Raw genomic sequence first — 25,787 nt, forward strand, 5'->3', positions numbered from 1 at the left:
AATTCGCACGCCTGCGGACGCAGACATGCTACATATTATTCCAAGTTACTGCACGAAAGCGGCAAACCAAACTTCATGAATCGCAACCCTCTTGTCACAATCAAAATAATACCATACCGTCGAAAATGTCCAGAGTGGTCCTATATTGGATATATCGCTTAAGAGTGTTTTGACCTCATTTGCCCAAAAAGCGGACGCCTGGGACTAAACCGATGTCCTGCATCGGAAGCAAAAAACCACAGGAGGCATCATGTCTGTCAAAAAATTTGGACTTGCATTATCCGCTTCGGCCCTTTTGGTCGGAAGCGCTACGGCCGCGACACTTAATGTTGCGATTGATTCTTCGCCCGCGGGGCTTGATCCGCACCTTATCACCGCCTTTAACTCCGTCGTTATCGTGCAAGGCAACATCTATGAAGGCCTTACTGACATTGACGCTGGTTTGAATGTTGTGCCCGACCTTGCTGCATCTTGGGACATTTCGGCGGACAATTTGAGCTATACTTTCAAGCTCCATCCCGGCGTAACTTTCCATGATGGTTCTGCGATGGACGCACAAGATGTTGCAGCGTCAATCCGGCGTGTACAAGCTGAAGCGACCGCGTCGCCAAAAGCGGCAAGCGTTATGCCGATTACTGGTATCGAAATCATCGATCCACTAACCGTGAAGCTCTCGCTGGACGAGCCGTTTGCGCCGATCCTATCTTCGCTCGCAACCATTGCGATTGTCCCGGCCGAACATGAAAGCGATGTCGAATCATTGCAGCAAACACCTGTGGGCACCGGGCCGTTTAAGTTTGTTGAATGGCTACCGAACAACGAGATCAGCTTGACCAAATTTGATGGCTATCGCGAAGCTGGTTTGCCAAAATTGGACGGCGTTACGTTCAAATTTGTGCCAGAAGCGACGACCCGCCAAGTTGGTCTTACAAGTGGCGATTACGGCATTTTGCCGGGTATTGACCCAGCAACGGCATTGCAACTGCAGGCGCAGCCGGGTGTTGATCTACATGACACGCTTAATGTGTCTTACACATTGCTCGGCATGAACGTTACGCGTGAGCCATTGGGCAACGCCAAAGTTCGTGAGGCGGTCAATATGCTCTTAAACCGCGATGAAATCATTGCGGGCGCGTTGTTCGGTGCAGGCGTACCTGGCGGACCATTGTCTCCTGCATTAACAGGCTGGGCATTGGATACCAATGAGTTTGCTTGCTACACAACCAATGTAGATGGCGCAAAAGCGCTGTTGGCAGAGGCTGGTATTGAAACACCTTTGAAACTCTCCATCCTCGTGTTGCCGCGTCAAGACGCGCGTGACATTTCTCAAGTCATCCAACAGCAATTGGCAGCTGGTGGTATTGAAGTTGAGCTTGTGAACAAAGAAATCGGTGAATTTGTTCAAGATTGGCGCAATTCCAACTTTGATATGTTTGTTTCAGCCAATGGTGGCAATCCGGATCCGGACCAATATTTCTATCGCACATTCCGCACTGGTGGACCGACAAATGTGTTCAAATATGCGAATTCAGAATTAGATGCATTGCTCGACACTGGCCGAACTGAGACCGATATTGCAAAGCGTAAAGCTGCCTATGACGCGGCACAGCGCACATTGGCGTGCCAAGGACCGATTGCACATCTTGCATATGGCAACCTGTTCACTGCAGTGAATGCCAAAGTTAAAGGCTTTGAAATTTACCCAACCGGCAGACTGACCAGCTTGGTCAATGTCAGCATGGACGAGTAAACCAAAACCCATGCGGCGCCCATATTGTCGGGCGCCGCATCACTAATTTAAATTGAAACGGTCCTCCTTATGCGCCCTACCCTCGGCCCGATCACAAACCGGATGATCGACCTAGCTGTCGTCCTAATTGGTGTTTCGATCATCGTATTTTTGATGATTAGACTCATTCCGGGTGACGCCATCGCCATTATGCTTGGTGCCAATACAGAAATTACACCAGGACGTATTGCCGAGCTTGGGGCGCGCCTAGGCTTAGACCAACCCATTCATGTTCAGTATTTCAACTGGATTGCAGGAGCTGTTCAAGGCGATTTTGGCACCTCAATCTGGACTGGTCGTCCGGTGATTTCAGAGATCAGCGCCAACATCTGGCCAACACTGGAACTTACATTCCTTTCCGTTCTCGTTGGCGCAGGGCTTTCCATCCCCATTGGCTGTTTCATGGCAGAAGCGCGTGGCAAGAACTCCGAAGTTGCTGTTCGAGTTGCCGCCATTGCCGGCCTCACCATACCGTCATTTTGGCTAGGTATTGTTTCCATCTTTTTGGTCTCCAAACTTTTGCCCGGCGTTTCAACCCTTGGCTATGTGCCATTTAGTGAAGACCCATTGGGCAATCTGCAGCGGATGGCCTTGCCCGTGCTCGCGCTTAGTTTGCCAATGCTTGCGAACCTGTCACGGCTTGTGCGTTCAGCCATGCTTGATGCGCTTGGGCAAGACTATATTCGCACCGCCCGCGCAAAAGGTGTGCCGCGCCGCGGCTTGGTCTATAAGCACGCGCTGCGCAATGCGCTTATTCCCTTTATAACCAGCGTTGGGGTCGCGACCGGCTATCTGTTGGGCGGCGCGATTGTGGTTGAACAGGTATTTGCAATTCCGGGCTTGGGACGTCTGGTTTTGGGCGCGATTGCTGAGCGAAACTACCCACTGGTTCAGGCCTCGATATTGGTTATGACCACGTCATTTGTACTGGTGAATTTTCTCGTCGACATTCTTTACGCCTTCATTGATCCGAGGGTTTCACAATGAGAAATTTCCTATCTCAAAACAAACTCCTCAGCTTCGCGATCATATTTGTGGCAATACAGCTATTCTTAGCAATCTGCGCACCGTTTTTGGGTTTTCAGGACCCGTACCACCAAGTCATGGTCCAGCGCATGAAGGCGCCTAGCGCATTGAACTTCTTGGGCACTGACCAATTGGGTCGGGATGTGTTGTCACGCATCATATATGGGTATAGGACCTCGCTAGTCACTTGCCTTTCAGCAGTTGGCATTTCGTTAGGTATCGGCGGGCTGCTTGGTATGCTGGCGGCGTTTTATCGTGGTTGGTTTGATCGCATCATCATGCGGCTCATGGACATATTGTTTGCCTTCCCCATCCTGCTTTTAGCCATCGGCGTGATTGCGGTTATAGGCCCAAGCACTTGGGGCGCTGCAATTGCGATTGCCATTGTTTACACCCCCATTTTTGCCCGTCTGCTGCGTGGTCCATCTTTAGTGATTGTAGAAAGCGAATATGTGATGGGTGCGCGCGCCATCGGTGCAACAGACATGCGCATTATCTTTTCGCATCTGCTGCCCAACCTCGCTTCCGTCATATTGGTGCAAGCTAGCCTTTTGCTTTCAGCGGCAATTCTTGTTGAAGCATCTCTTTCATTCTTGGGACTAGGCGCACAACCACCAACACCCTCGCTAGGGCTAATGTTGTCAGAGGGTCGAAACTTCTTACTTTTATCGCCTTGGCCCGCAATATTCGCCGGATTTGCAATTTTGTTTTTGTCTTTCGGGTTCAACCTGCTAGGCGACGCCTTGCGCGATACGCTGGACCCGCGCCTGCGCACGGAAACCTAGGAGCACTTTATGAAAGACAAATTGAGCTCCGCTCCTGCGGAAAAAAAGAATTCAAGTTCAACCCAGCCAAATGCTGCTGTTGGCGAAGATTTGATCGACGAAATCATTGCCCGCCTAAATCGCACCAACCGAACCGCTGATCCACTTTATCGCCAACTTGCATTCGCCATTAGAGAGTTGATTGAAAGCGGATCTTTGAGGGGCGGTGAGGCCCTTCCTTCAGAACGCGACATGGTCAAAGCCACAGGCCTTTCACGCATCACGGTGCGCAAAGCAATTGAAGAGCTGCTCGGGGACGGCTTGATCTCCAAACAGCGAGGGGTTGGGACTTTCGTTTCGCCGCAAATTGATCAACCGCTGTCGATTTTGCTTGGTTTTACCGAAGACATGCAACGCCGAGGCGCGAAATCCAGCTCCAAGTTGCTGAGCAAGTCTGTAGGATTGCCGGACTCTGCCGAAGTTCTAAAGCTAGGTATATCGCCAAACGAGCAAGTGTTACGCCTTTCGCGGGTCCGTCTGTCCGCGGATGAACCACTGGCAATTGAAAATGCGACCGTGCCGCTATTTGCTGCGGGCCCAGATACACTTGGCGAATCCCTTTATGACGCGTTGGAAGCAAGCGGGAACAAGCCTGTGCGGGCACTGCAACGCCTTAACGCAGCTGTTGCAAATGAAGAGGAAGCGGCCCTGCTCAACATTTCTCCGGGAGACCCCGTACTTCACATCGAACGCCGCTCATTTTTGGCAAATGGCCGCCCAATTGAAGTAACTACTTCTGCCTATCGGGGTGATCGATATGACTTCATTGCAGAACTCTCGATTGATCCATAATCAGTCGCGGTTAGCATTGGTCCAACGCAAAATCGGCAAAAACTCCTTGAGATGAAAGTTATTTGACCCAATAGTCTTTGGTAACCAGAAATGTACCGGCGGAGACAATCGTGGCAATTATTGCATTGGGCTATCTCGGTGTACGCTCAGACAAACTCGAAGACTGGGGAATGTTTGCTGAGAAGCTGCTCGGCATGCAGAAAATTGATCGCGGCGGCAAATCTGTTGCATTCCGGATGGATGATAAGGTGCAGCGCCTTTTGGTCTCAGATGAGCCAGGCGACACATTAGCATTCCTTGGCTTTGAAGTTGCTAGCAAAGACGATCTACAAATGTATGCCGCACGCCTTGACGCTGCAGGTGTGGCGGTAAATTTAAACAGTGGCGGACTCGCGGATCGCCGGTTTGTTGGGGACATGATCTGGTTTACAGATCCAGGCGGCAACCGCGTGGAACTGTTTCATGCGCCGATGATTGCGTCTGATCCATTTGTGCCGGGCCGCCCAATTGATGGGTTCAAAACGGGGCCATTGGGTATGGGGCACGCAGTCCTACACGTCAAAGATATCGATGTGATGCTGCCGTTTTATCGCGATTTGTTAGATTTCAAGGTTTCTGATTACGGGCTTAAGCCCTATGGGCTTTACTTTTTCCACCTCAACGAACGTCATCATTCCTTCGCCATGGTCGGTTCCGGACGGCATGGCTTCCATCATTTTATGGTGGAGTTCCAAAATCTTGATGATGTGGGTCAAGGGTTCGATCTAGCGCAGCAAGATGAGGGCCGCGTCGCCTACACGCTCGGTCGCCACACGAACGACTATATGACGTCATATTACGCCAACTCACCTTCTGGATTTTTCGTCGAAAATGGCTGGGGCGGTCGTTTGATCGAGCCCGAAACTTGGGAGCCGCACCAAACCCATGACGGTCCCAGTTTTTGGGGTCACGAGCGTCTTTACCTGACCGAAGAAGGCGGACGCAAAGAGCTGCGCGACATGCGTTTGGATGCTGCGTCGCGCGGCAGGCGCGCGCCACCTGTGGCCGAATGCCCATGGTTGTTTGGCGAGCTCAAGAAACAAGAGAGATAGCAATGACACATTACGACGTTGCTATCGTCGGCTATGGGCCAACAGGCGCAACACTCGCCCATCTTTTGGCCGCGTGTGGCGTTAAAACGCTCGTGCTTGATCGCGAGAAAGCGCCCTATCCTCTGCCACGTGCCGTGCATTTTGACGCGGAAATAATGCGAGCTTTCCAGTCGATTGGCATAGCTGATGAATTTGCTCTGAAAACCCATAGACATCCTGGCATGCAGTTTTTGGATCAAGACAACAACTTACTGTTGGACTGGCCGCGTCCGCAGGGCGAAGGTCCTCAGGCTTGGAACGCAAACTACCGTTTCCATCAACCAGACCTTGAAGAGATTTTGCGTCGTCACATGTCAAAACGCGAAGAAGTCACCGTGCGTTTGGGTTGCGATGTTCACGAGGTTGAAGACAAGGGCGACAATGTCGAGTTGAAATATAAAGGCACGTCTCGTGATACGGTTGAACAAATAACAGCAAAATACGTTGTTGGATGCGATGGAGCTCGCTCTATTGTGCGTAGCTTTATGAAAAGCGGCATGGAGGACTTTGGTTTTCATGAGCGTTGGCTCGTCGTGGACGTGATCTTGAATAAAGACATGCCTGAACTTGGGGAGCATTCGATCCAATATTGCGTGCCAGAGCGCCCTGCAACATACGTTCGCACCCCGGGACTGCGCAGGCGTTGGGAAATTACAGTGCTGCCGGACGAAGCAAGTCATGAGATTTGTATGCCAGAACATGTGTGGGCATTGCTGTCTGATTGGATCAAACCTGACGAAGCAGAGATTGAGCGCACAGCTGTCTACACATTCCATTCGCTCGTAGCAGATGACTGGCGAAAGGGTCGACTTTTTTTGGCGGGCGACGCTTGTCACCAGACGCCGCCCTTTATGGGGCAAGGCATGTGCGCAGGCATTCGAGATGTGATGAATCTTTACTGGAAACTCGCGCTTGCCTGCAAAAACAATGTGGATGGCGATACAGGCGAAAAACTGCTCGATACATACGAAAGCGAGCGCAAGCCAAACGCTACCGAATATATCAAAACAGCGGTGCGGCTAGGCGGGTTGATCAACACGGCCGGGACCGAGGAGGCCCTACGTGCTGCCCTGCCGTCTGCGGATGGCTCTGCGAAAATGAAAAGCATCGCACCGCCAATTGGCCCCGGGCTTGGTCATGGCAAAAACGCCGGCCAACTCTTCGGCCAACCGCGCATGTCGAACGGCCAACGGATGGACGATAAATTTCCACATGCATTCGTGGTGGTCGCCGAAGCGGACCTGGCCAAAGGGCTGAAATTGCCCGGTGGTGTTGGCCTTGTGACGACGGAAAATTCTAATGCGGCTGAACACCTGCAACAACACGGATCTCGCACCACATTATTGCGGCCTGACCGCTATACGCTTGGCAGCGCCGACACAAAACCTGAGCTTGAAAGTCTGTTGAGCCAAGTTCTCCCAAACCCCATCTAGAAGCAGCGACAGCACACGACATAGATACAAATTGGGTTCGGTGAAAAACCCATTTCTTCAGCAACAAAGCAAGCCGCCATTCTTCTCTGTTTTGCCAAAACGTGCATTGGGCAAAAAACTGCGCTAGTCTTGCAATTAACGTTAGGGCGAATTGAGGAAAACGCTCAATGAAGAGGCAACAAGCTAGTGTATTAAAGCTCGTGGGCAACAGTCTCCTACAAATGATTTTGTGGGCTTTTCTGTTTCTGCCAACCGTGCTGACCAATCAGATCTATGCACAAAACTTGCCCGGCGTGCTGATCTCAGATGGAAATATCATCGCGGCACCCGGATGGGAAAATGTCCGTATCAACAATGTGCTTGGCGATATGGAACTCGCAATGGATGGCGTGGCAGAGTTCGCAGGAGATTATGCAGGAGACTTGCCGCAACAAAGCTTTTCGGGCGGATTATGTTCTACCTTCGGGGACAATTTGTGGCGTGCGGTAGAAGCTCCATTCAAGGCCTGCATCAATCCCGCATTAACAAAAGTATTGGGCGATTGCTCGACCTCCTTCAAGATGGATACATCCAAACCCGCTGAGACGTTGGCGGCAATATCAGCTTGTGGGCGCCAGCTTTCAGGATATTCAGAGGGCAATTTCAGCGCCAACCTTGCCTCAGCTGTCGGCAACAAGATTATTGGCAGCGGTCCGCAAAAGGTCATCATGAATTCGCTTTCATGTATGACAAATACATTGATTTACGCCGCTGATATTCCCGATGCTGATCGAAACGCGGCATTGGCTGCAACGAGTGCCATCGACACTTTCGGCGACCTCTACGCGCTCACAGAAATTGCCGAAAAGATCGTAGAAAATGGCCGCGCCGCCATTCCAGATTTCTTTAAACACGACATTTCTGGTCACGACGGAGATAAAGGCGAAGTTAGCCTGCTGGATTGGGCCGTCGAGGCGAACACAATCGCTGAGGACCCGCTGAAATATGCACGCGAACGGGCTGCGGGTCAATTCAAGAACACCACCACCGAACTTTTGGCGGAAGCTGCACTAAACTCGGATAAAACAGCGGAGCGATTACGCGCCCTCGCCCACCCCGAAGCATGGCGAAGAAACGCAGAAGAACTCAAAGATCAATGCGCGTTCAACCAATCTGAAGCGTTGTGGACTTTGCAACGTGCTCAACTTGAAAAAGACCTCAAAGACGCTCGCGACAAGATGGACTTTTATGCACATCGCACGTCCTGTCTCATGATCGAAAACAATTTTGACGGCTTAAGCAATCCGGTTTGGCGCGCACAGATGTTGCTAAATCCCAACACGACAACACCCTTTGAGAACTGGCGCAACGAAATCGCTGAATATGAAGCTCTCGCGGCTCAATATAAGATTTTTCGAGAAGACTTTAAGGCGTTTGAAGAACGGAAGAAGACACGCAAGGAGAGTTTGGGGTCCTATTTTGATGACATCGCCAAGCTGGAAAGCGAAAGCCGCGCTAGTGCTCGGTTTTGCAACCAGACAGATGGTACAACGCCAGCATTTTCGAATGCCCAACTCGCACAACGCAGGGATGAGTTGGTTCAATTTGCAACCCAGGCATCCTGTTCAACAGACGCGAGCAAAATCCACCTTGCCATTGCAAATAGTGCCATTCAATCACCGCAAAGCGTTTGGTCGGGCTTTAGCCGCAAAGTTGCTGCGCAGATCAACGAAGGTGCCTTATGCGAGCCAAAACAGGTGGCATCCATTCGCCAAGAGTTAGACGAAATCGCCATGGCCTCATTTGGTACAACAGACGTCGACGTGCTCAAACAATGCTCATTTTCGATTGATATGGCGACTTGGCTGCCCGACATTTTAGACGCGGAAAAGGCCACAACTTCGCTCGCGGCCGTTATGGCTAGCTTAGGCAAAGCGGCAGCTGCCGTTGACCGATGCGACGCTGCAAGTGCTGACAGCCTTATCAGTTTAACTAAGACCGCGCTTCTGAAGGTCCCTTGCAAGGCCCACGCCAAATATGGCGCCGTGCAAAAAGCACTGCAGCAACTCGAAGAGAAACTGGTTGTGCAAGCAATGGATGCTGGTTCGACAAGTGATTGTCGCGTTAAAGACAGCGAAGAAAATCTCGTTTTGATAACCATTGCCGGCGGTGGTTTCATTCCTCATTGGGCAGGTGGCAGCTACAAATCTGACGGCAAGAAAACCAGTTTAGGAAAGCTCGCCGATGGGGAAACTACCGGCGATCGCGTCGCCGCGGTTTATGACCAGCTATTGGAAAGCGCATGCAAGTCGGAACTGCCGCGCGGCATCTTAAACTACGCGACGCCAGACATTTGGCAAACGCTACAAGTCAACGTGAAGCGGGTCACGCCCGAACAAGCCGAAACGGCCCAAAAAGGCAGCACGTTTGAAAAGGATGATGGGGAAAATAAGGGGCTAACTGCCATTCGGGAGAAAGTATGCCGTTAGCTCTTCTTCAAAAACCGTTTTCGATGATTGCTGGCATATTGGCCATTATTGCTGCGATGTCCGGCGTAAATGCCTTTGCAGAAGACGCCATCATATTTGAAGAAAATGGCCAAAAAATTTCAATACTTGTGCTTGATGAGACACAACTAAATCGCGGCGCTATTATCCAGCTCAATCAAGAAATCACCAGCACGTTGGCGCAGGCCAAAGTTACCGGCCCGAGTGGCCTTGGCTTTAAGGTTGAATTGTTGTCGGGCGCAGAGTTTGAAATCGGCCCCGTAAGCTTCTCCATTACGTCCAACCCAGATGCCTCAAGTAAGGGCGACGACGAAGCGACAATGGGTGACCTCAACACACCATTGTTTGAATTGGATGACGACAATGCGGACGGTTCAGGCACGCCTCCCGGGGGTAGCCCAGAAGAAGTAATGGCAACCACACTTGGATTAGTGCGGGAGTGGATCGGCGTGGCAGAACCGCCGGAAAATGGTCAGCCTGGCTACCAGCTGCAATATTCCCAATGGGGCCAATTTTATGGCACCACACCGACCGGCACAGTCACACGGAATGCAAAACCAGATGACGCCGTTGGGTTACAATATGATGAATTCCTTTGGACCCGCCGCACAGATCTGCCATCGCTAAATCACTGCTCCTTGCGCCAATATGTTGAACGTAGACTTGCTGACGAAGGTATTGAGGATTGCCGCAACGCGAGCGGTTCGGGCAACTCAGGCGGCGAGGACCCGGCACGAACCACCGACCCAAATGCAGGCACCAGTGCACAATCATCAACTCCGGTGGGTGTAACGCATAGCGAAGATCAAGAAGCTAATGGCCCGATCCGCATTGAAGGCAACACAGACCTTACCGGGCAGATTGGGTCCGCTGGCGACAGGGATGAATTCATATTTTCGGCACACAGTCATGGGGAATGGGTCATTTCGGTCGTAAATGCCCCCAGCGGTGTCGACTTGCATATGGGTGTATATCCAGCACCAAACAGCGGCTGGTTGCCCAACCTTTCATCAGAAGTACCGGGCACAGTAACTGTCGATCTGCCAAAACCAGCGGATTACATTTTGCGGATAAATGCGGCAAACGGCGGTATGAAATCGGATGAAAATTACCGCATTAGCATCCGCTTCAACCCAAGCCCAGACGCCCACGAGCCGAACGGATCAGTTGCAGATGCAACGCCAATCTCCGGGACTGGCACTCTACTTGGCACACTCCTACCACAGGGCGAACGCGATGAATTTATCTTTGACGCACCTCATCACGGTGAATGGAAAATACGAATAAGCAAATCGCCAAACGATGTTGACCTCCATATGGGCGCTTACCCAGCGCCGAATGGGAGCTGGCTGCCCAATTTGAGTTCTGAAGAACCCGGCACGCTAACGGTTGATCTGCCAAAACCGGGCAAATATGTGCTGCGGATAAATGCAGCAAACGGCGGCATGCGCTCGGTTGAGCCCTACGAATTGGACCTGCAATTTACCCAAAGCCCCGACATGCATGAACCAAACGGAAAGGTTGCACAAGCAACTGAAATACCAGGAAGTGGTCAAATCCTTGGCACGATCTTGCCGCGAGGTGAGCGCGATGAATTTATCTTTCACGCACCTCATCACGGCGAATGGAAAATACGAATAAGCAAATCGCCAAGCGATGTTGACCTCCATATGGGCGCATATCCAGCGCCGAATGGGAGCTGGCTGCCCAATTTGAGTTCTGAAGAACCCGGCATGTTAACCGTCGATCTGCCAAAGCCGGGCAAATATGTGCTGCGGCTTAACGCTGCAAACGGCGGCATGCGCTCTGTTGGGCCCTACAATTTGAACCTGCAATTTACCCAAAGCCCCGACATGCATGAACCAAACGGAAAGGTTGCACAAGCAACTGAAATACCAGGAAGTGGTCAAATCCTTGGCACGATTTTGCCGCGAGGTGAGCGCGATGAATTTATCTTCGACGCACCTCATCACGGCGAGTGGAAAATACGAATTGGCAATGCGCCCGAGGGCGTTCAGTTGAATATGGGCGCATATCCAGCGCCGAACGGCAGTTGGCTGCCAAATTTGAGTTCTGAAGAACCCGGCATGTTAACCGTCGATCTGCCAAAGCCGGGCAAATATGTGCTGCGGCTTAACGCTGCAAACGGCGGCATGCGCTCTGTTGGGCCCTACAATTTGAACCTGCAATTTACCCAAAGCCCCGACATGCATGAACCAAACGGAAAGGTTGCACAAGCAACTGAAATACCAGGAAGTGGTCAAATCCTTGGCACGATTTTGCCGCGAGGTGAGCGCGATGAATTTATCTTCGACGCACCTCATCACGGCGAGTGGAAAATACGAATTGGCAATGCGCCCGAGGGCGTTCAGTTGAATATGGGCGCATATCCAGCGCCGAACGGCAGTTGGCTGCCAAATTTGAGTTCTGAAGAACCCGGCATGTTAACCGTCGATCTGCCAAAGCCGGGCAAATATGTGCTGCGGCTTAACGCTGCAAACGGCGGCATGCGCTCAGTTGACCCGTACAATTTGAACCTGCAATTTACCCAAAGCCCAGACATACATGAACCAAACGGAAAGGTTGCACAAGCAACTGAAATATCCGGAAGTGGTCAAATCCTTGGCACGATCCTGCCGCGTGGCGAACGGGATGAATATACGTTCAATGCCGCCAACGGTCAGCAAGTCGAAGTTAGAATTCTCTCCAACCCTTCGGATACGCCCATTTCAATGGGCATCTATAGGGCGCCTAACGGCAGCTGGTTGCGAAATCTAATTTCTGAAGACCCGAGCAGGTTGCTTGTTGAGATCGGTGCGGGTGGCCCGCATATATTGCGCATCAATGGCGTAAATGGCAGTGTCCGCTCCGTTCAACCCTATCGGCTCAGCATTTCAGTTCGTTAACTGCCCAGCGCTCGTCGGACCTATCCCGATTTCATCTGCTTCAACGGCGCTTGCAAATGGTTTCCTGCGTTTAGCCAGTTGAGCACCTGGCTTGCCTCCATTGGCTTGGCGAAGAAATACCCTTGGGCATGGTCACAGGTTGTCCCTTCTAAGAATTCGAGCTCCTCGGGCGTCTCGATGCCTTCAACCAAGCAATCAATTTGAAGATCGTGCGCAAGATTGATCATTGTGCGCAATAGTGTTTTCTCTTCTTCTGAAGAGGAGTGGTCACACACAAATGCACGGTCAATTTTGATACGATCAATAGATAGGTGTTTGAGCGACGAAATAGAGGCACTTCCAGTTCCGAAATCGTCGATTTCGATACTCACGCCGAGTTCTCGCAGTGCCCTCAAATTCTCAAATACGGCTGCACCTTCCACTTCAATCATTAGCGACTCTAAAACCTCAATTGACACAGTAGATGGCGAAATATCGAATGACCTTAGGTTTTTCTCAAACCGCCTTGCATAATGTTCGTCCCGCAGCTCGCTAACTGATGCGTTGAATGAAATCTTAAATTTGTAAAAGCTGTCATTCTGCCAACGACGGAACGCTCGAAGAGATTGTTCCACCATTTGTTGGCCAATGCCGGCGACCTGCCCGCTAAGATTTGCGTGATCAAGGAACGCGGTAGGCGCTAGCAAGCCACGTTTGGGGTGGTGCCAACGCGCTAGCACTTCAAACCCAACCACCTGGCCTGTTTTTAGGGAAACTTGAGGCTGGAAGTATGGCGCAAATTGAGTTTGCTCAATTGCGATTTTCATGTCGCGCGACAATTCTTCCTGTGATCGATGTCGCTCTAAGAACTCTCGCTCAAAGTGAACCACCCGGCTACGCCCAGAGTTTTTCGCGTTGTAAAGCGCCAGATCAACGTTAACGAGCAATTCATTGGCGCTAACGCCGTCATCGGGCACACGCACAATGCCCACGCTGCCGCCAATTCGAATGGTCGCGTTAGGCAATTCAATCGGCGTCTCTAGTGCATTCACAATGGCATGTGCAGTTTGCTCGACTTCTGCCGGGCTCTGATCGAACGCAAGAACTGCAACAAATTCGTCGCCTCCCGTCCGAGCGACGAAATCGTCCTTTCCAAACACGTTGTTCAAAATGTCCGAGACGACGACCAGAACTTCATCCCCGGTCGCGTGTCCAAGTGAATCGTTCACTGACTTAAACCTGTCCAAATCAATTTGAATAATTGTGAAAGGCACCCGGCTTGTGCGGAATTCTTTCAACATTTCCTCTAAACGTTCGGATAAGTACCGCCGGTTTGGCAGGTTGGTCAGCGGGTCATGCCACGCCAAATGTTTAATGTGCGTTTGGGCGATACTCAGGCGCCTTAGGCTTCCGGCAAACTTTTGAAGAATTCTTGCCATCATGCCAATTTCATCTCGGCGGTCTTTGCTTGGAATGCGCGTATCATATTCGCCTTCGATAAGATTGTGCATTGCCCCCTTTAGGCCCTCGATGGACTTAACTATCGCGTTTGCCTGTCTAAGCGCGACAAAGGCCGCCATCGCAATTACGGAAAGTAAAATTGCGAAATACTGGATCAAACTTTCAAGAAAAGATTGTCGGACTTTCGCTGCAATACGTGACGGCTGGACTTCAGCCATCGCCAGCACTTGATCCAGCGTGGTCGAAACTAGTTTTAGCTGCCGCTCGATTGAAAATTTGGTCGGAATGTGTTTGTTGGGTTCTGATCTTAGGACAATGCCAGCTTGTCCGAATACGACAAGAATTTCTTTCCGAAGTGTATCAAGGCCCGCGCGCAGAGCCCGGTCGTCTGCCCGAACTTCAATCTGTTCAATTATGATATCCAGCTCGAACTTGATCTGTTCGAATTCTGCAGCAATCTCTTGCTTGTCGTCGATCTCGACCATATCAACGACCTGAAAAACGAGACCACGAAGCTTTTGAAAAGATGTGTTTGCATGACGCGCAAGTTGAAGAGATTCCACAGCATTTGCGGAAGATTGGCTTCCAATTTCATAATTTCTGAATGCTGAGTAAGCCAACCAACCGGACGCAATCGTACTAACGGCAGCTAGGAAAAGAATTGGCCCCAAAAATTTGGCTTTAATTGACATTCGCTTCGGCCTTAAGCGGTTCAAAGAAATTCACTTTTTTGGGGGTGGATATTTGCGGAACATTACGAGCGCTCGTTAGACATGGAAAATAGTCAGGACGTTTGAACTGGGCTAAACCAACCGCACCGTTGGACCGTGCAGTTGATGCCCAAGCGCCAATCAATGCGATCTTGAGACCTGCAATTGTTCTCATCGTCAACACCAGACCTCCCCCTCTAGTATCCCAAAAATATAAATTCTAAGTCATCATGGTTTACTAACCTCTAATTTTACGTTCACAATCTCGTACGACAATCCCTCGCCCTAGCTGAGCACCGCGCGTATGGCCGAGCTACTAAAATGAGATTGAAGTTAAATATGTAAGTCAATCCCACCCGTATTCTGATTTGGTAAATGTGACCAAAAACGAGTGTTCCCATCTCTGTCATTGGCTGAAGATGGATGCAGATCGCCCCTTGGCCGCGAACTATTTCTTTTTGAAGTATCTCGTCGCTTTTGATCAATGAACCAGATTCAAATACTTGATCGAGAAAATACTATGGCTGGCGCTCGACGAGTTTCTCTCGCGCAGAGCAACGTTCAAGTCAGATATCACATTGATAAGGATTTTGAGTTCTTGGGTATCGCATTTTAAAAGCCAAGAAATGATGACGCGTTTACGAAAGATTTGAACGACGTAAAATCTGAAAAGATGGCTGGGGCGGCAGGATTCGAACCTGCGAATGGCGATACCAAAAACCGCTGCCTTACCACTTGGCGACGCCCCATCAATGTTCAGTAAAATTTTACGACCGAACGGTGCGGTCTATACGCGTTTTAGTCTCAACGTGCAAGCGTTCTAGCTGTGGTTTTTTGTACTTTTTTTAAAAGATCAAGAATTTTGGAAACTTTGAAAAAAACAGGGCCCGCATCTACATGCGAGCCCCTCAAATTCTTACGCTATCTCGTTGCAGCCAACTACTTTTTTGTCAAAGTAGTTAGGCCAGCAAAAACAAGCGATGCAGCAATAGCTGTTTTAAGCAAATCACCCAAAATGAATGGCTGAACGCCGAACATCCAAGATTTTTCAGCGCCAATAAGATTTGCCAACCAGCTATAGCCCATTGCGAACATGATCACTTCACTCACAAGCATCACAGCAAACAAAGCGATGATGTTTTTGCCAACGCCACGGTCCACTGCATAGCCAACGATTGCTGTTTGCACAACGAAGCCTGCCAAGAAGCCACCGGTTGGACCAGCCATATAAGCAAGACCAGCACCAGATGCGAATACGGGAATGCCCATCGCGCCTTCAAGCATATAAAGAGCGATTGTTGCCATACCTAAGCGAAAACCATATGTGCCTGCAATTACGAGTACCGCCACAGTGGTCAACGTCATAGGAACTGGGAAGAAGGGTACAGCCACTTTAGCAGCAGCAGCAAGCAGGATAGTACCTGCCAATGCCATTAAGGCGTAACCTACAAGGCGAGCAGCGCCTTGTGCGGGTAAAAGCTGTTCGGCTAATGATTGTTTGCGTGAAGCGGTAGTTGCAGCCATTCTCATTTCCTTTTATTGAATTGGTTATCGCCCTTTTAATCGCTCAAACGTTCAAGAGCAAGCTTGGCAAAACATGCAAACCCAATCCACGCCGAATTACAATACGACTTTTGATCCAAAAGTTGGCCAACCGCAAATATTGGCACCCGGCATTAAGCGCATTGTTGCGCCAAACGCGGGACCGTACACCTTTAGGGGCACCAACAGCTACATTGTGGGTTTTGACGATGTTGTCATTATTGATCCGGGCCCTGATGATGAGCAACATTTGCAAGCATTGCTGCACGCGGTGAACGGGAAAAAATGCAAAGGCGTTTTGCTCACTCATACGCACAAAGACCATTCAACGATTGCGCCTAAACTGGCCGAAAAACTGCGGGCCCCACTGATATTTGAAGGGCCCCACCGCCCATCTCGTAAATTACGGCCTTTTGAACAAGACCCGCTTAAGAAATCAGGGCATTACGGGTTGAAACCGCAACATGTCGTGCTCGACCGTAGCAAAATTGACCTTGGGGAAATGGGGTTGGTTATTCACACAACGCCTGGGCATTGCGCAAACCATATCGCTGTTTCTGTTGAAGGCACAGATCACCTGTTTACGGGGGATCACATTATGGGGTGGTCATCAACTTTGATATCAGACCCAGACGGCAGCCTAGAAGATTATTTCACATCGATGAAAAAAGTAATCGCCTTGCCCCAAAACTGCTACCTGCCCGCCCATGGCGGGCGAATCGATGAAGGCCGAGCGTATGCCATGCAACTGCTCAAGCACCGGCAGCACCGAAATGAACAAATTCTGGAGGCACTGGGCACGGGCCCTAAATGGACCATGCAACTATTGTCCGCGGTTTATCCTGATATTAGCGTCAGTTTAAAGCCAGCTGCCCTGCTCACGCTTAACGCGCATCTGCATTTCCTCAAAGTAAAGGGCGACATTCACGCCAAGAATTACCTATTGGGCAAAAGATATTCCTTGTGACCAAACGCCCATGCGACAATCGGCTCACCACACATGGCGCCAACTGAGGTAAGCTTTCCTTGTAAATTGAGATAGGGAAAGCTCATGGCCAACAAATCTTCATTACCAATTGACAGTGTCCTGCACAGCTACATACGCAAACAGGATTATGTCGATAGTTTTGCGGTAGATATCAGCGGAAAAACAGACTTGCTTGATTGCGACATGCGAGAGCTGGCGACGCAATTTGGCACCATTGAATTGGGATGGGCGCAAGCGTTACTAAAGCTACGCAACATATTAATGCGCCCGCTGATGATGAAGACCACGGATGATTTGGCCGCTGAAGCCGTCGATAAACCTGTATTGGAAAAGCAAGTTGGCGACCGCGTCGCGTTCTTTAGAATTTTCGCCATCCATGAAAATGAAATTATCTTGGGCGAAGATGACTGGCACCAAGACTTCCGCGTTTCGCTTTATCGAGAAAATGGTGACCGGCCAAAGGTGATCATGACAACTGTTTGCCAACGGCATAATCTTTTTGGCCACGCCTATCTCGCTACGATTTTGCCCTTCCACAAACTGATTGTTAAATCGACTTTGGATGACGGCGCCAGCAAGCCGCTTGTTACTGCGCCTCAATAGGTTCGGCTTCACTAAGCACACGTTCTGCTGTGAGTTCGTCCAAGCGAAGCAAAAACCTTTGAATACGCATCGCGTTTCGACCAAAATCATACTGGCCGAACCTTGAGGCGGAGCGCACGTCTATAATGACAGAGCGCTCGGTTTTGCGCACCCGCAACGTCACTTCATCAATGAAGCCCAGAAGGGTTTTTGCTTCAAAATATCGATAGGTTTCTGCGCTGCTGCCCTGCCCCGCACCAAGCTTTACCCATCCTAGCTCTGCGATGGCTTGCTGGATCACTTCGTTAGCGGCGGCTCCCACCAATTGGAGTTGGCGCGTAGCCGCATTCGGGAAAAGACCGACATCAATATCGTCCGGCACACTGGCTGAAGCCGTACTTTGATCCCAGCGCGGCACATTCGCTTGCGTCGCGACATCTGCTGTTTGCGGATACTTCGCGCCATAAAACACTAGAACGCCAACGAAAATCAGCGCTGGGATGCCAATCAGCACACCACCACTTGCTGTACGCCATCCGGCGTCCCCATTGTACCAAATGCGGATATAGGCCACGATCCCAAGTATTAGCGCACTAAGGCTGAGCGCGATTGCCAGCGCAATCACCGTAACAAATACGGCACTAGATATAACGCCAATATAGTGCAAACCCGTCGATAGTATCACGAGCGGCAATACTGGTCGCTTTATACGAGCGGCCCAAATGGCCCAGCTCGAAGTTTGAATGAAAAAACGCATATTTCCCTGACGTGCTCTTGCAAATGAGAGACTAAGGGAAAAGGCGTTGTCTTGTCCAAGCCTGGTTTAGATTTTCACGGGAAAATCGCACACGATCATGCAACCTGAATTCGCCGTCACACCAAAACTCTATTTCGACGGGTTCAACCGTAAACCCGCTCCAATGACTAGGCCGTGGAACATCTTCGCCAAATTCAGCCTCATATTTGGCGACGCGATCCATCAACTCTTGCTTTGTTTGCAAGGGTCGAGATTGATCTGAGGCGTGAGCGCCAATGCGCGAACCATAAGGACGTGAGTTGTAGTAGGCATCTGCAACTTCGTCCGTCACGGGCACTACATCGCCCCGGATGCGGACTTGCCAGTTCAAAGACTTCCAGAAAAATCCAAGTGCTGCCTTTGGCGTCGCGGCGAGCTCGTCGCCCTTCTTGCTCTGTTTGTTGGTGTAAAACGTAAAACCATTTGCCGCACGTTCTTTTAGCAACACAACACGCGTGTCCGGCAAACCGCTTTCATCAACCGTTGCCAGCGACATGGCGTTTGCCATCGGCTCTTCCTCAGAAGCCAAATCAAGCCAATTATCGAACAAGAGATAGGGATCGATCTCTCCATCAAACTCATGGTCAAAAAGCTGCCTATTTAGACTGGAAACATCAGACATGAAAGTGCTCACCTAAGTTAGCCCCTGTGATGCGGTCAACCGTTATCTCTAGCTAGCAAACAGCGGCTTTCAGTTCGTCGGAAAGGGCCACTTCACTTTGGTGCAGATAACTTCCGGTTGCTTTCACAAAGACATAATCATCGACATATTTGCCTGCACTATTGGCCAATTCAGCAACAGATTCAATGATCAAATTTGCTTTTTCATCATTGAGCAAATAGCTAAAATTCAGCCGCACCCATCCTGGGCGCGCTAGCGCATTACCTTGCTTTATCTCATCACGCATTTGAGCTGATTGATCCGCATCAATCGCCAACAAATCATGTCCATATGGGCCCGCGCATGCACAGCCGCCGCGCGCTTGAATGCCGTACATATCCGAAAGCATCCGCGTAAACAGCTGATGATGAATTAGTCCGCCATTATTGTCCCTGATTTGAAAAGAGAAGATTGGTAAACGTTCAGCCGATTGATGACCAAGAATGTTGATCCGGTCGTGATTTTGCCACCCGTCGAAAGCGCGGTCCTTCAACTCTTTTTGGCGTTTGGCCAAAAGGTCCGCGCCAATTGCGTCTTTGACAATAAAGCAAAGCGCTGCACGGATATCCCCGATCACATTGGGGGTACCAGCCTCTTCGCGCGACGATAGAGAAGAAACATAATCGTGGTTCCAGGGCGACACATAAGTCACCGTGCCGCCACCGGGCCAGCTTGGCCGATTGGTTGCACTCAATTGGTCCTTCACCACAAGAATGCCTGACGCCGCAGGACCACCTGGAAATTTGTGGGCTGACAAAAATATAGCGTCGAGCTCTACGTCATCTGGCTTCACGCTGACCGGCAAATATGGTGCCCCGCCAGCATAATCCCAAACAGCAAGTGCCTGATTTTGCTTCAATATCCGTGTAACGGCTGCAACGTCAGTTACGATACCAGTAACATTCGAAGCAGCAGAAAATGATCCGATTTTTAGCGAGCAATCGCTGTGTTTTTCCAATTCAGCTTTCAACACTTCTAGATCAGGGCCGCCATCTTCAGCTTCAGGAATGATCACAACCTGAGCGCCAGTTTCGCGCCATGGCAATATGTTGGAGTGGTGTTCATAAGGCCCGATAAAGACTACCGGTTCGATGCCCGCGCGCACGGCATCTTCAACACCCAACAGCTTCACCAGACGGTTGACCGCTGCAGTTGCACCCGCGCCGGTGAAAACAACAGAATAGTCGTCGTTCGCATTGATCGACTTGGCGATTTCTGCCCGGGCCAACTCGCGCATTTGCGTCATGTAGGCACCACAATAGGACGAGCGTGTGTGGGAGTTCGCGTAATAGGGCAAAACATTATCTGCAATAAAATCTTCGATTTGGCGCAATGCCCTGGCAGAAGCAACATAGTCCGCATAGATGAGTTTTTTTGCCCCATACGGACCGGGAATGGAAATGCCGTCGCCGATTAAACCGCCTCGCAATTCATCGAGAATATTCTCGTCCGCCAAGTCTGCTTTAAACTGCTCGAACATGTTGCACTCCCTCGTCAAACAACATTTGAATGTCAATCTGCGTGGCAATCCCCTCGCCACGCTTTAGGTTGATCAATGAATTTGGGCTGATTTCTTGCCAATTTTGAACTTCCCCATCCAGCGGCTCGGAAGCCAAAAGAATGTCGCCGTCCAAATTACGCTGATAAAGCGAGGGTGCATATTTGTCGTTTGACCACCTTACTGCCCAAATCTCATCACCATTTGAAATGGCAAAAGTTGCGCGAAATGCCTCAGCCACGTTCAGCTTCTTTGACAATTCATCGATGGTCGCGATGGTTTTGCGAATGGCGGCGGCAGGACGCTCGAACAAGCCGTTGGTCACCAACAATGCGAACATCAACTCGCTATCCGTGGTGCCTTCCAACGTCGCATATGTTTTGTCGTCCAGAAGTTTTTCTATCTCTCGCTTAAGTTTGGAAAATTCGCCAATTTGCCCATTGTGCATGAACATCCAGTGGTCCATCCGGAACGGGTGACAGTTCACAAACGTATTTGGAGCGCCAGTAGATGCGCGAACGTGCGCAAAAAACAGCTTCGCTTGCACCTGCGCCGTTAGTTCGCGCAGATTTGGATCAGCCCATGCCGGACCCGCATTCCTATAAAGCCCAGGACATTCATGATCGCCGTACCAGCCCAAGCCGCCACCATCACCATGCACGCCCAGCTTTGCCTTATGGGAATGCTGTGCTTGGGCGCAGAGCGAACGCTCGCCGTCATACAAAAAATCATGAATGTAAGTTGGTTGACCCAAATAGGCGATCCAGCGACACATATGCCCTCTTTCCGTTGAGAACCAACTTATCACCTAATTATGCAACAAAATTACCATTTTACTTGCAATTATGTGTGATTTTGTTGTCATATGATCGAATGAGTAGCGTAAAACTAGATCAATACGACATCAACATCTTACGGATTTTGCAACGGGATGCTTCAATATCCCAGCGCGAGTTGGCCGATAGAATCAACCTGTCGCAAAATGCATGCTGGCGGCGGATAAACGCATTGCGCGAGGCTGGTCTCATTCTAAACCAGTCGATGATGCTTAACCGGCGACTACTGGGTCTTGGCTTGGTGGTCTTTGTTATGGTCAAAACACGTCACCATTCTGCCGAATGGTTGGAGAAATTCCGCAGCCATGTTTCAACATTGCCAGAAGTGGTTGATTTTTACCGGATTGGCGGGGATTACGACTATTTCTTGAAAGTCGTGACCAACGATATGGACAGTTATGATGAAGTCTATCGGCGCCTGATCGCAAAGGTCGAGCTGGACTCGGTGACCTCTTATTTTGCGATGGAGGCTATCGAGGAACAACGTCCGTTGCCGCTCTAAACTTGTTATCACCCCTGTGCACTAGACAATTTGACCTTGGATCGCCATATATGGCGCAACAATTGAATATATCCGCGCCAGTGCCCACAAATGTTCTGATTGCGCGTTGATCGGAGATGATTGAAAATGCGTGATCCTTACAGCGTATTGGGTGTGCCAAAATCTGCGAGCGAAAAAGATATAAAATCGGCTTATCGAAAACTCGCCAAAACTTACCATCCTGACCAAAATAAAGATGACCCAAAAGCACAGGCGAAGTTTGCTGAAGCGTCTAACGCATACGATTTTTTGTCTGATGGGCAAAAGCGTGCCCAATATGACCGGGGTGAGATTGACGCGGATGGCAACCCCAAGATGGCAGGCTTTGACTTTTCTGGCTTTGGTGGCGGCGCGCAGCGCGGCCAACGTGGTGGCGGTGGTTTTGGTGGCGGTGCAGGCATAAACCCAGAAGACATCCTAAAAGAGTTTATGGGTGGCATGGGCGGCCGCGGTGGTGCTGGACCCATGGGAATGGGGGGCATGGGTGGCGCTGGCGGTTTTGGCGGCGGCGCACGCGCAGCCAAAGGCCAAGACTTCAAAGTCGGCCTGAAAGTTACACTTGAGCAAATTAGCGCCCGCCAACCTGTGCCGGTGCGCCTGCCGAACGGCAAAACCCTTTCAGTTAACCTGCCCTGGCCATTGGAAAATGGTCAACAGGTTCGCTTGAAGGGACAAGGCGAAGCCCCTGCTCTTGGCGGCAATAAAGGCGATGTATTGGTGAATGTGCGCATTCAGCCCCACAAGCATTTCCGCAAAGATGGCGACAATTTGCGCGTCGATGTACCTCTTGCACTTTACGAAGCAATTCTTGGAGGCAAGGTGCGCGTGCCAACCCTTTCCGGGGCTGTTGAACTCAACATTCCCGCAGGCGTCGACACAACCAAAGCGATGCGCCTGAAAGGCAAAGGCTTGTTTGGCGAAGGCGACCTTTATGTGAACTTGCGCATTCAACTACCTGAAGAAAGCGATCCGGATTTGGAAAGCTTGATGCGTTTTTGGCGAGATCAAAAACCTTACAACCCACGTAGCTAAGGTCTAAACCCTAGCTGCTTCGGTCAGCAGCTGCCCGTTGCAGTCGATCGTTTATCGCCACCCCAATCCCAACCATAGGAATTGGCGCAACCGCGATGGTTGGCATGCCTGTTTCGTCCAGCGCGCGGAGATGCGAAAATAGGTTCTTAGCAGCCTCGTTCAGATCTTCATCTTCTGAAAGATTGAGAACTGCTGGCCCCGACTTGTCAGTTTTGCCGAACGCCAGAAAAGCTTCCCCCGATTGCGGCTCTGCTGCATTCAAGCGAACCGCTGCGTTTGGTGCATAATGGGATTTCAGCATGCCCGGGGCGACGATTTTGCTTTCATCAGCAGTTGCAACCTCAACACCAATCTTCTCGCTGACCGTCTCAGCGGTGATGCTGCCGGGGCGCAGCAATGTGATTGTTTCATCCGATATGGCGAGAATGGTTGATTCAAGTCCCGTTTCGCAAGGCCCACCATCAACCACCGGCACCTCACTCTCAAATGCACTGATGACATGTTTTGCCTCTGTGGGCGATAGTTTGCCAGACGGGTTGGCCGAAGGTGCCGCCACAGGTTGCCCGAGTTCACCCAGAAGTTTTTTGGCGACGGGATGGCGTGGCAGGCGCACCGCGACGGTTTCAAGGCCTGCAGTCACGAGATCCGATATTTTTGCATCTGGGTGCTTTGGCAGAACCAAAGTCAGCGGCCCCGGCCAAAAGGCATCGGCCACCTTTTTGGCCAAAATATTAAACTGGGCGATTTGTTGCGCCATCGCCAAATCAGCGCAATGCACGATCAATGGATTAAACCGAGGCCGACCTTTGGTCTCAAAAATTTTAAGCACAGCGTCATCACTCGCCGCGAGCGCAGCCAATCCATAAACCGTTTCGGTTGGCATGGCGGCGACTTGCCCGTTATTCAATTGTTTAACAGCTTCATTTACTGAAACCGGAAATGGGTATAGATGACGTTGCTTCATTTGCGCTGTTTGGCAATTGAAGTTCGCCGCGTCAAGGAACATAGTGCTTATGGCGGAAATTTTAGGGATGGCCCTGTGGGTGAATTGAAGACAGATTTCGTGAGACAATTGGCAAAAAATAGACTTAAAAGCCCTGCAGAGCGTATCTTGTATACGGTCAAAGGGATTTTGATGCTCGTTTGCAGCAAATTGCCTCACCCGTTGGGCCGGGCACTTCTTGCCCAATCTCTGGTCAAAACCTTCTCACCGATGCTATGGCATCGCTTTCGCCGATTTTGCCTGATCTTGAACAAGGATTGCTCCGGCGAAATCTATCTCCAATCCATCCACAGGGCCTAAATGTCGACAATTTTAATAACTCAGCCTCAGGGATTGGACCATGCCACACCAGCAGGTCATCCTGAACGCGCGGATCGTTTGCGACGGCTGAACAAGGTTTTTGCGCTGCCTCAATTCACCGATATTGAGACCAAAGAAGCCGCGTGCGCAGGTCTAGATTTTGCACTTGAAGTGCACCCGAAAGAATATGTCGACAAGATCAAGTCTCTTCGTCCGGTGGAAGGCATGTCGCCCATTGATGGCGATACTTATATATCAAAAGACTCCCTCGGCGCCGTGATGACCGGCATCGGTGCAGGTTTAAGCGCCTTGGATGATGTCGCTACGGGGAACTTTGACAATGCATTCTGCGCCATTCGCCCGCCGGGTCACCATGCTGAGCGCCTGACGCCAATGGGCTTTTGCCTGTTCAACACAATCGCAATTGTCGCGCGTATTGCACAGCAAAAAGGCTTTGAGCGCGTCGCCATTGTGGATTTTGATGTTCATCACGGTAATGGCACGCAGGACATTTTTTATACCGACCCGAACGTTCTTTATGCGTCTAGCCATCAAATGCCACTATTTCCGGGCACCGGAGCGCTCAATGAAACAGGTGCCGGTAATATCTTCAACGCTCCGTTGTCAGCAAACACTGCTGGCGACGAGATGCGGCTTGCCTATAATGATGTCATTCTGCCTGCGGTCGACAATTTTAATCCCGATATAATTTTGATCTCGGCTGGGTTTGATGCCGATAGGCGCGACCCATTGGCAGGCCTAAATTGGGAGCCTGACGATTTTGCGTGGATCACTGGCAAATTGATGGACATTGCCGGCAAGCGTTGCGACAATCGAATCATATCACTTTTAGAAGGCGGATATAATCTTGATGGCTTGGGTCAAGGTGTCGCTGCGCATTTATCTATGCTGGCACACGGCGTAAATGGCCCCGCAATCGATCATATCAGTTTCAAACATGAGGAGTAGTTTGAGTGAGCGAAGATCAAAAAGCCGTTATTGAAGCGCTGAGCTTTGAAGACGCATTGACCGAACTTGAACAGATCGTGGGCAAACTCGAAGGTGGCCAAGCGCCATTGCAAGAATCCATCGACATTTATGAGCGTGGCGGACTGTTGAAAGCCCATTGCGAAAATCTATTGCGCAAGGCTGAGGCACGGATCGAAAAGATCACGTTGGACCGCGATGGCAATCCGACCGGCACCGCGCCACTGGACAGTTAGAGATGCGCGAGAATTTACGTCAAAAAGTCATTGAGGTTTGCGACGCAAAAATGGCACAAAAGGGCGACAATGTTGGCCTTTCATTTTATGCGTTTTTCAAAAACAGAAACGATAACCCAGAAATGCTGATGGAAGCTGCAACCTGGTGGATATCAACCCACAAGCTTGATCATTTTGAAAAGGCGCACAAAATCAAATCTATGATTTTGTCTGGGGCATAGTTGGGTTTTGGCTGACGAATAATTGAAG

Annotated in this window: 23 protein-coding genes and 1 tRNA gene; 15 read left to right on the plus strand and 9 right to left on the minus strand. The window is 50.4% G+C overall.

Going from position 1 to position 25,787, the window contains the following annotated elements:
* The first annotated feature begins 250 nt into the window (after positions 1-250).
* The 8 genes from AC2D8L_RS07830 (at position 251) to AC2D8L_RS07865 (ending at position 12,386) form a co-directional block, all read left to right on the plus strand.
* Positions 251-1,750, plus strand: a complete 1,500-nt coding sequence (locus AC2D8L_RS07830) for an ABC transporter substrate-binding protein (protein ID WP_484684882.1) — start codon at positions 251-253, stop codon at positions 1,748-1,750.
* A gap of 69 nt (positions 1,751-1,819) precedes the next feature.
* Positions 1,820-2,776 (plus strand): ABC transporter permease, encoded by a 957-nt coding sequence (locus tag AC2D8L_RS07835; protein ID WP_484684883.1) that lies wholly within the window; start codon positions 1,820-1,822, stop codon positions 2,774-2,776.
* A 128-nt stretch (positions 2,777-2,904) separates the two neighbouring features.
* A complete protein-coding gene (locus tag AC2D8L_RS07840; RefSeq protein WP_484684884.1) occupies positions 2,905-3,600 on the plus strand; it encodes an ABC transporter permease in 696 nt (231 codons plus the stop codon).
* A gap of 9 nt (positions 3,601-3,609) precedes the next feature.
* Positions 3,610-4,431, plus strand: coding sequence for a GntR family transcriptional regulator (locus AC2D8L_RS07845; RefSeq protein ID WP_484684885.1), 822 nt, complete (start codon positions 3,610-3,612; stop codon positions 4,429-4,431).
* A gap of 110 nt (positions 4,432-4,541) precedes the next feature.
* The gene (locus tag AC2D8L_RS07850; protein ID WP_484684886.1) at positions 4,542-5,522 is read left to right on the plus strand and encodes a VOC family protein; all 981 of its coding nucleotides are present in this window, start codon (positions 4,542-4,544) and stop codon (positions 5,520-5,522) included.
* Positions 5,523-5,524: 2 nt separating this feature from the next.
* Entirely contained in the window at positions 5,525-6,994 is a 1,470-nt protein-coding gene (mhpA, locus tag AC2D8L_RS07855) for a bifunctional 3-(3-hydroxy-phenyl)propionate/3-hydroxycinnamic acid hydroxylase MhpA (protein WP_484684887.1), read from the plus strand.
* A gap of 221 nt (positions 6,995-7,215) precedes the next feature.
* Complete coding sequence (locus tag AC2D8L_RS07860; protein ID WP_484684888.1) at positions 7,216-9,462, plus strand: hypothetical protein; 2,247 nt, start codon at positions 7,216-7,218, stop codon at positions 9,460-9,462.
* Complete coding sequence (locus AC2D8L_RS07865) at positions 9,453-12,386, plus strand: hypothetical protein (RefSeq protein WP_484684889.1); 2,934 nt, start codon at positions 9,453-9,455, stop codon at positions 12,384-12,386. Before AC2D8L_RS07860 ends, AC2D8L_RS07865 begins: the two co-directional genes overlap by 10 nt.
* Positions 12,387-12,406: 20 nt before the next feature.
* Here the strand turns inward: AC2D8L_RS07865 and AC2D8L_RS07870 are convergent, their stop codons facing one another.
* The 4 genes from AC2D8L_RS07870 to AC2D8L_RS07885 all read right to left on the minus strand — a co-directional run bounded on the left by AC2D8L_RS07870 (position 12,407) and on the right by AC2D8L_RS07885 (position 16,060).
* Positions 12,407-14,518: a putative bifunctional diguanylate cyclase/phosphodiesterase gene (locus AC2D8L_RS07870; RefSeq protein WP_484684890.1), complete on the minus strand. Its 2,112-nt coding sequence runs from the start codon at positions 14,516-14,518 to the stop codon at positions 12,407-12,409.
* Positions 14,508-14,717: a hypothetical protein gene (locus tag AC2D8L_RS07875; protein WP_484684891.1), complete on the minus strand. Its 210-nt coding sequence runs from the start codon at positions 14,715-14,717 to the stop codon at positions 14,508-14,510. The genes AC2D8L_RS07870 and AC2D8L_RS07875 overlap by 11 nt, the downstream gene beginning before the upstream one ends.
* A gap of 493 nt (positions 14,718-15,210) precedes the next feature.
* Positions 15,211-15,285: transfer RNA gene (locus AC2D8L_RS07880), tRNA-Gln, on the minus strand.
* A 190-nt stretch (positions 15,286-15,475) separates the two neighbouring features.
* Positions 15,476-16,060, minus strand: coding sequence for a biotin transporter BioY (locus AC2D8L_RS07885; RefSeq protein WP_484684892.1), 585 nt, complete (start codon positions 16,058-16,060; stop codon positions 15,476-15,478).
* Positions 16,061-16,133: 73 nt separating this feature from the next.
* Between AC2D8L_RS07885 and AC2D8L_RS07890 the strand changes: the two genes are divergently transcribed.
* The gene (locus AC2D8L_RS07890; protein ID WP_484684893.1) at positions 16,134-17,045 is read left to right on the plus strand and encodes an MBL fold metallo-hydrolase; all 912 of its coding nucleotides are present in this window, start codon (positions 16,134-16,136) and stop codon (positions 17,043-17,045) included.
* Between the two features lie 84 nt (positions 17,046-17,129).
* Positions 17,130-17,669 carry a DUF2867 domain-containing protein gene (locus AC2D8L_RS07895; protein WP_484684894.1) on the plus strand — a complete coding sequence of 180 codons (540 nt, stop codon included), beginning with the start codon at positions 17,130-17,132 and terminating at the stop codon, positions 17,667-17,669.
* On the opposite strand, the gene AC2D8L_RS07900 is transcribed toward AC2D8L_RS07895, so the two are convergent.
* Genes AC2D8L_RS07900 through AC2D8L_RS07915 form a run of 4 tightly spaced genes read right to left on the minus strand, consistent with a single transcriptional unit; the run spans position 17,653 to position 21,378 of the window.
* Complete coding sequence (locus AC2D8L_RS07900; protein WP_484684895.1) at positions 17,653-18,405, minus strand: DUF1499 domain-containing protein; 753 nt, start codon at positions 18,403-18,405, stop codon at positions 17,653-17,655. The two genes, AC2D8L_RS07895 and AC2D8L_RS07900, sit on opposite strands and share 17 nt — an antisense overlap.
* Positions 18,406-18,436: 31 nt before the next feature.
* On the minus strand, positions 18,437-19,066 hold the full coding sequence (gene pdxH, locus AC2D8L_RS07905) for a pyridoxamine 5'-phosphate oxidase (RefSeq protein WP_484684896.1): 630 nt from the start codon (positions 19,064-19,066) through the stop codon (positions 18,437-18,439).
* A 52-nt stretch (positions 19,067-19,118) separates the two neighbouring features.
* Positions 19,119-20,585: an aminotransferase class V-fold PLP-dependent enzyme gene (locus tag AC2D8L_RS07910; RefSeq protein ID WP_484684897.1), complete on the minus strand. Its 1,467-nt coding sequence runs from the start codon at positions 20,583-20,585 to the stop codon at positions 19,119-19,121.
* Positions 20,569-21,378 carry a class II glutamine amidotransferase gene (locus tag AC2D8L_RS07915; RefSeq protein WP_484684898.1) on the minus strand — a complete coding sequence of 270 codons (810 nt, stop codon included), beginning with the start codon at positions 21,376-21,378 and terminating at the stop codon, positions 20,569-20,571. Before AC2D8L_RS07915 ends, AC2D8L_RS07910 begins: the two co-directional genes overlap by 17 nt.
* A gap of 98 nt (positions 21,379-21,476) precedes the next feature.
* Here AC2D8L_RS07915 and AC2D8L_RS07920 point away from each other — a divergent pair, with 98 nt between their 5' ends.
* Together AC2D8L_RS07920 and AC2D8L_RS07925 are read left to right on the plus strand one after the other, a co-directional pair.
* Positions 21,477-21,941 carry an Lrp/AsnC family transcriptional regulator gene (locus AC2D8L_RS07920; protein WP_484684899.1) on the plus strand — a complete coding sequence of 155 codons (465 nt, stop codon included), beginning with the start codon at positions 21,477-21,479 and terminating at the stop codon, positions 21,939-21,941.
* A 126-nt stretch (positions 21,942-22,067) separates the two neighbouring features.
* Entirely contained in the window at positions 22,068-23,012 is a 945-nt protein-coding gene (locus AC2D8L_RS07925) for a DnaJ C-terminal domain-containing protein (protein ID WP_484684900.1), read from the plus strand.
* 10 nt (positions 23,013-23,022) lie between these two features.
* Here AC2D8L_RS07925 and AC2D8L_RS07930 read toward each other — a convergent pair whose 3' ends face one another.
* The gene (locus AC2D8L_RS07930) at positions 23,023-23,976 is read right to left on the minus strand and encodes an L-threonylcarbamoyladenylate synthase (protein ID WP_484684901.1); all 954 of its coding nucleotides are present in this window, start codon (positions 23,974-23,976) and stop codon (positions 23,023-23,025) included.
* A gap of 339 nt (positions 23,977-24,315) precedes the next feature.
* Between AC2D8L_RS07930 and AC2D8L_RS07935 the strand changes: the two genes are divergently transcribed.
* Genes AC2D8L_RS07935 through AC2D8L_RS07945 form a run of 3 tightly spaced genes read left to right on the plus strand, consistent with a single transcriptional unit; the run spans position 24,316 to position 25,759 of the window.
* Positions 24,316-25,284, plus strand: coding sequence for a histone deacetylase family protein (locus tag AC2D8L_RS07935; protein WP_484684902.1), 969 nt, complete (start codon positions 24,316-24,318; stop codon positions 25,282-25,284).
* 5 nt (positions 25,285-25,289) lie between these two features.
* Positions 25,290-25,538, plus strand: a complete 249-nt coding sequence (locus AC2D8L_RS07940) for an exodeoxyribonuclease VII small subunit (RefSeq protein ID WP_484684903.1) — start codon at positions 25,290-25,292, stop codon at positions 25,536-25,538.
* A gap of 2 nt (positions 25,539-25,540) precedes the next feature.
* Complete coding sequence (locus tag AC2D8L_RS07945) at positions 25,541-25,759, plus strand: DUF6500 family protein (RefSeq protein ID WP_484684904.1); 219 nt, start codon at positions 25,541-25,543, stop codon at positions 25,757-25,759.
* The last annotated feature ends 28 nt before the right edge of the window (positions 25,760-25,787 follow it).

The sequence above is a fragment of the Maritalea sp. YIW29 genome, from assembly GCF_057219265.1.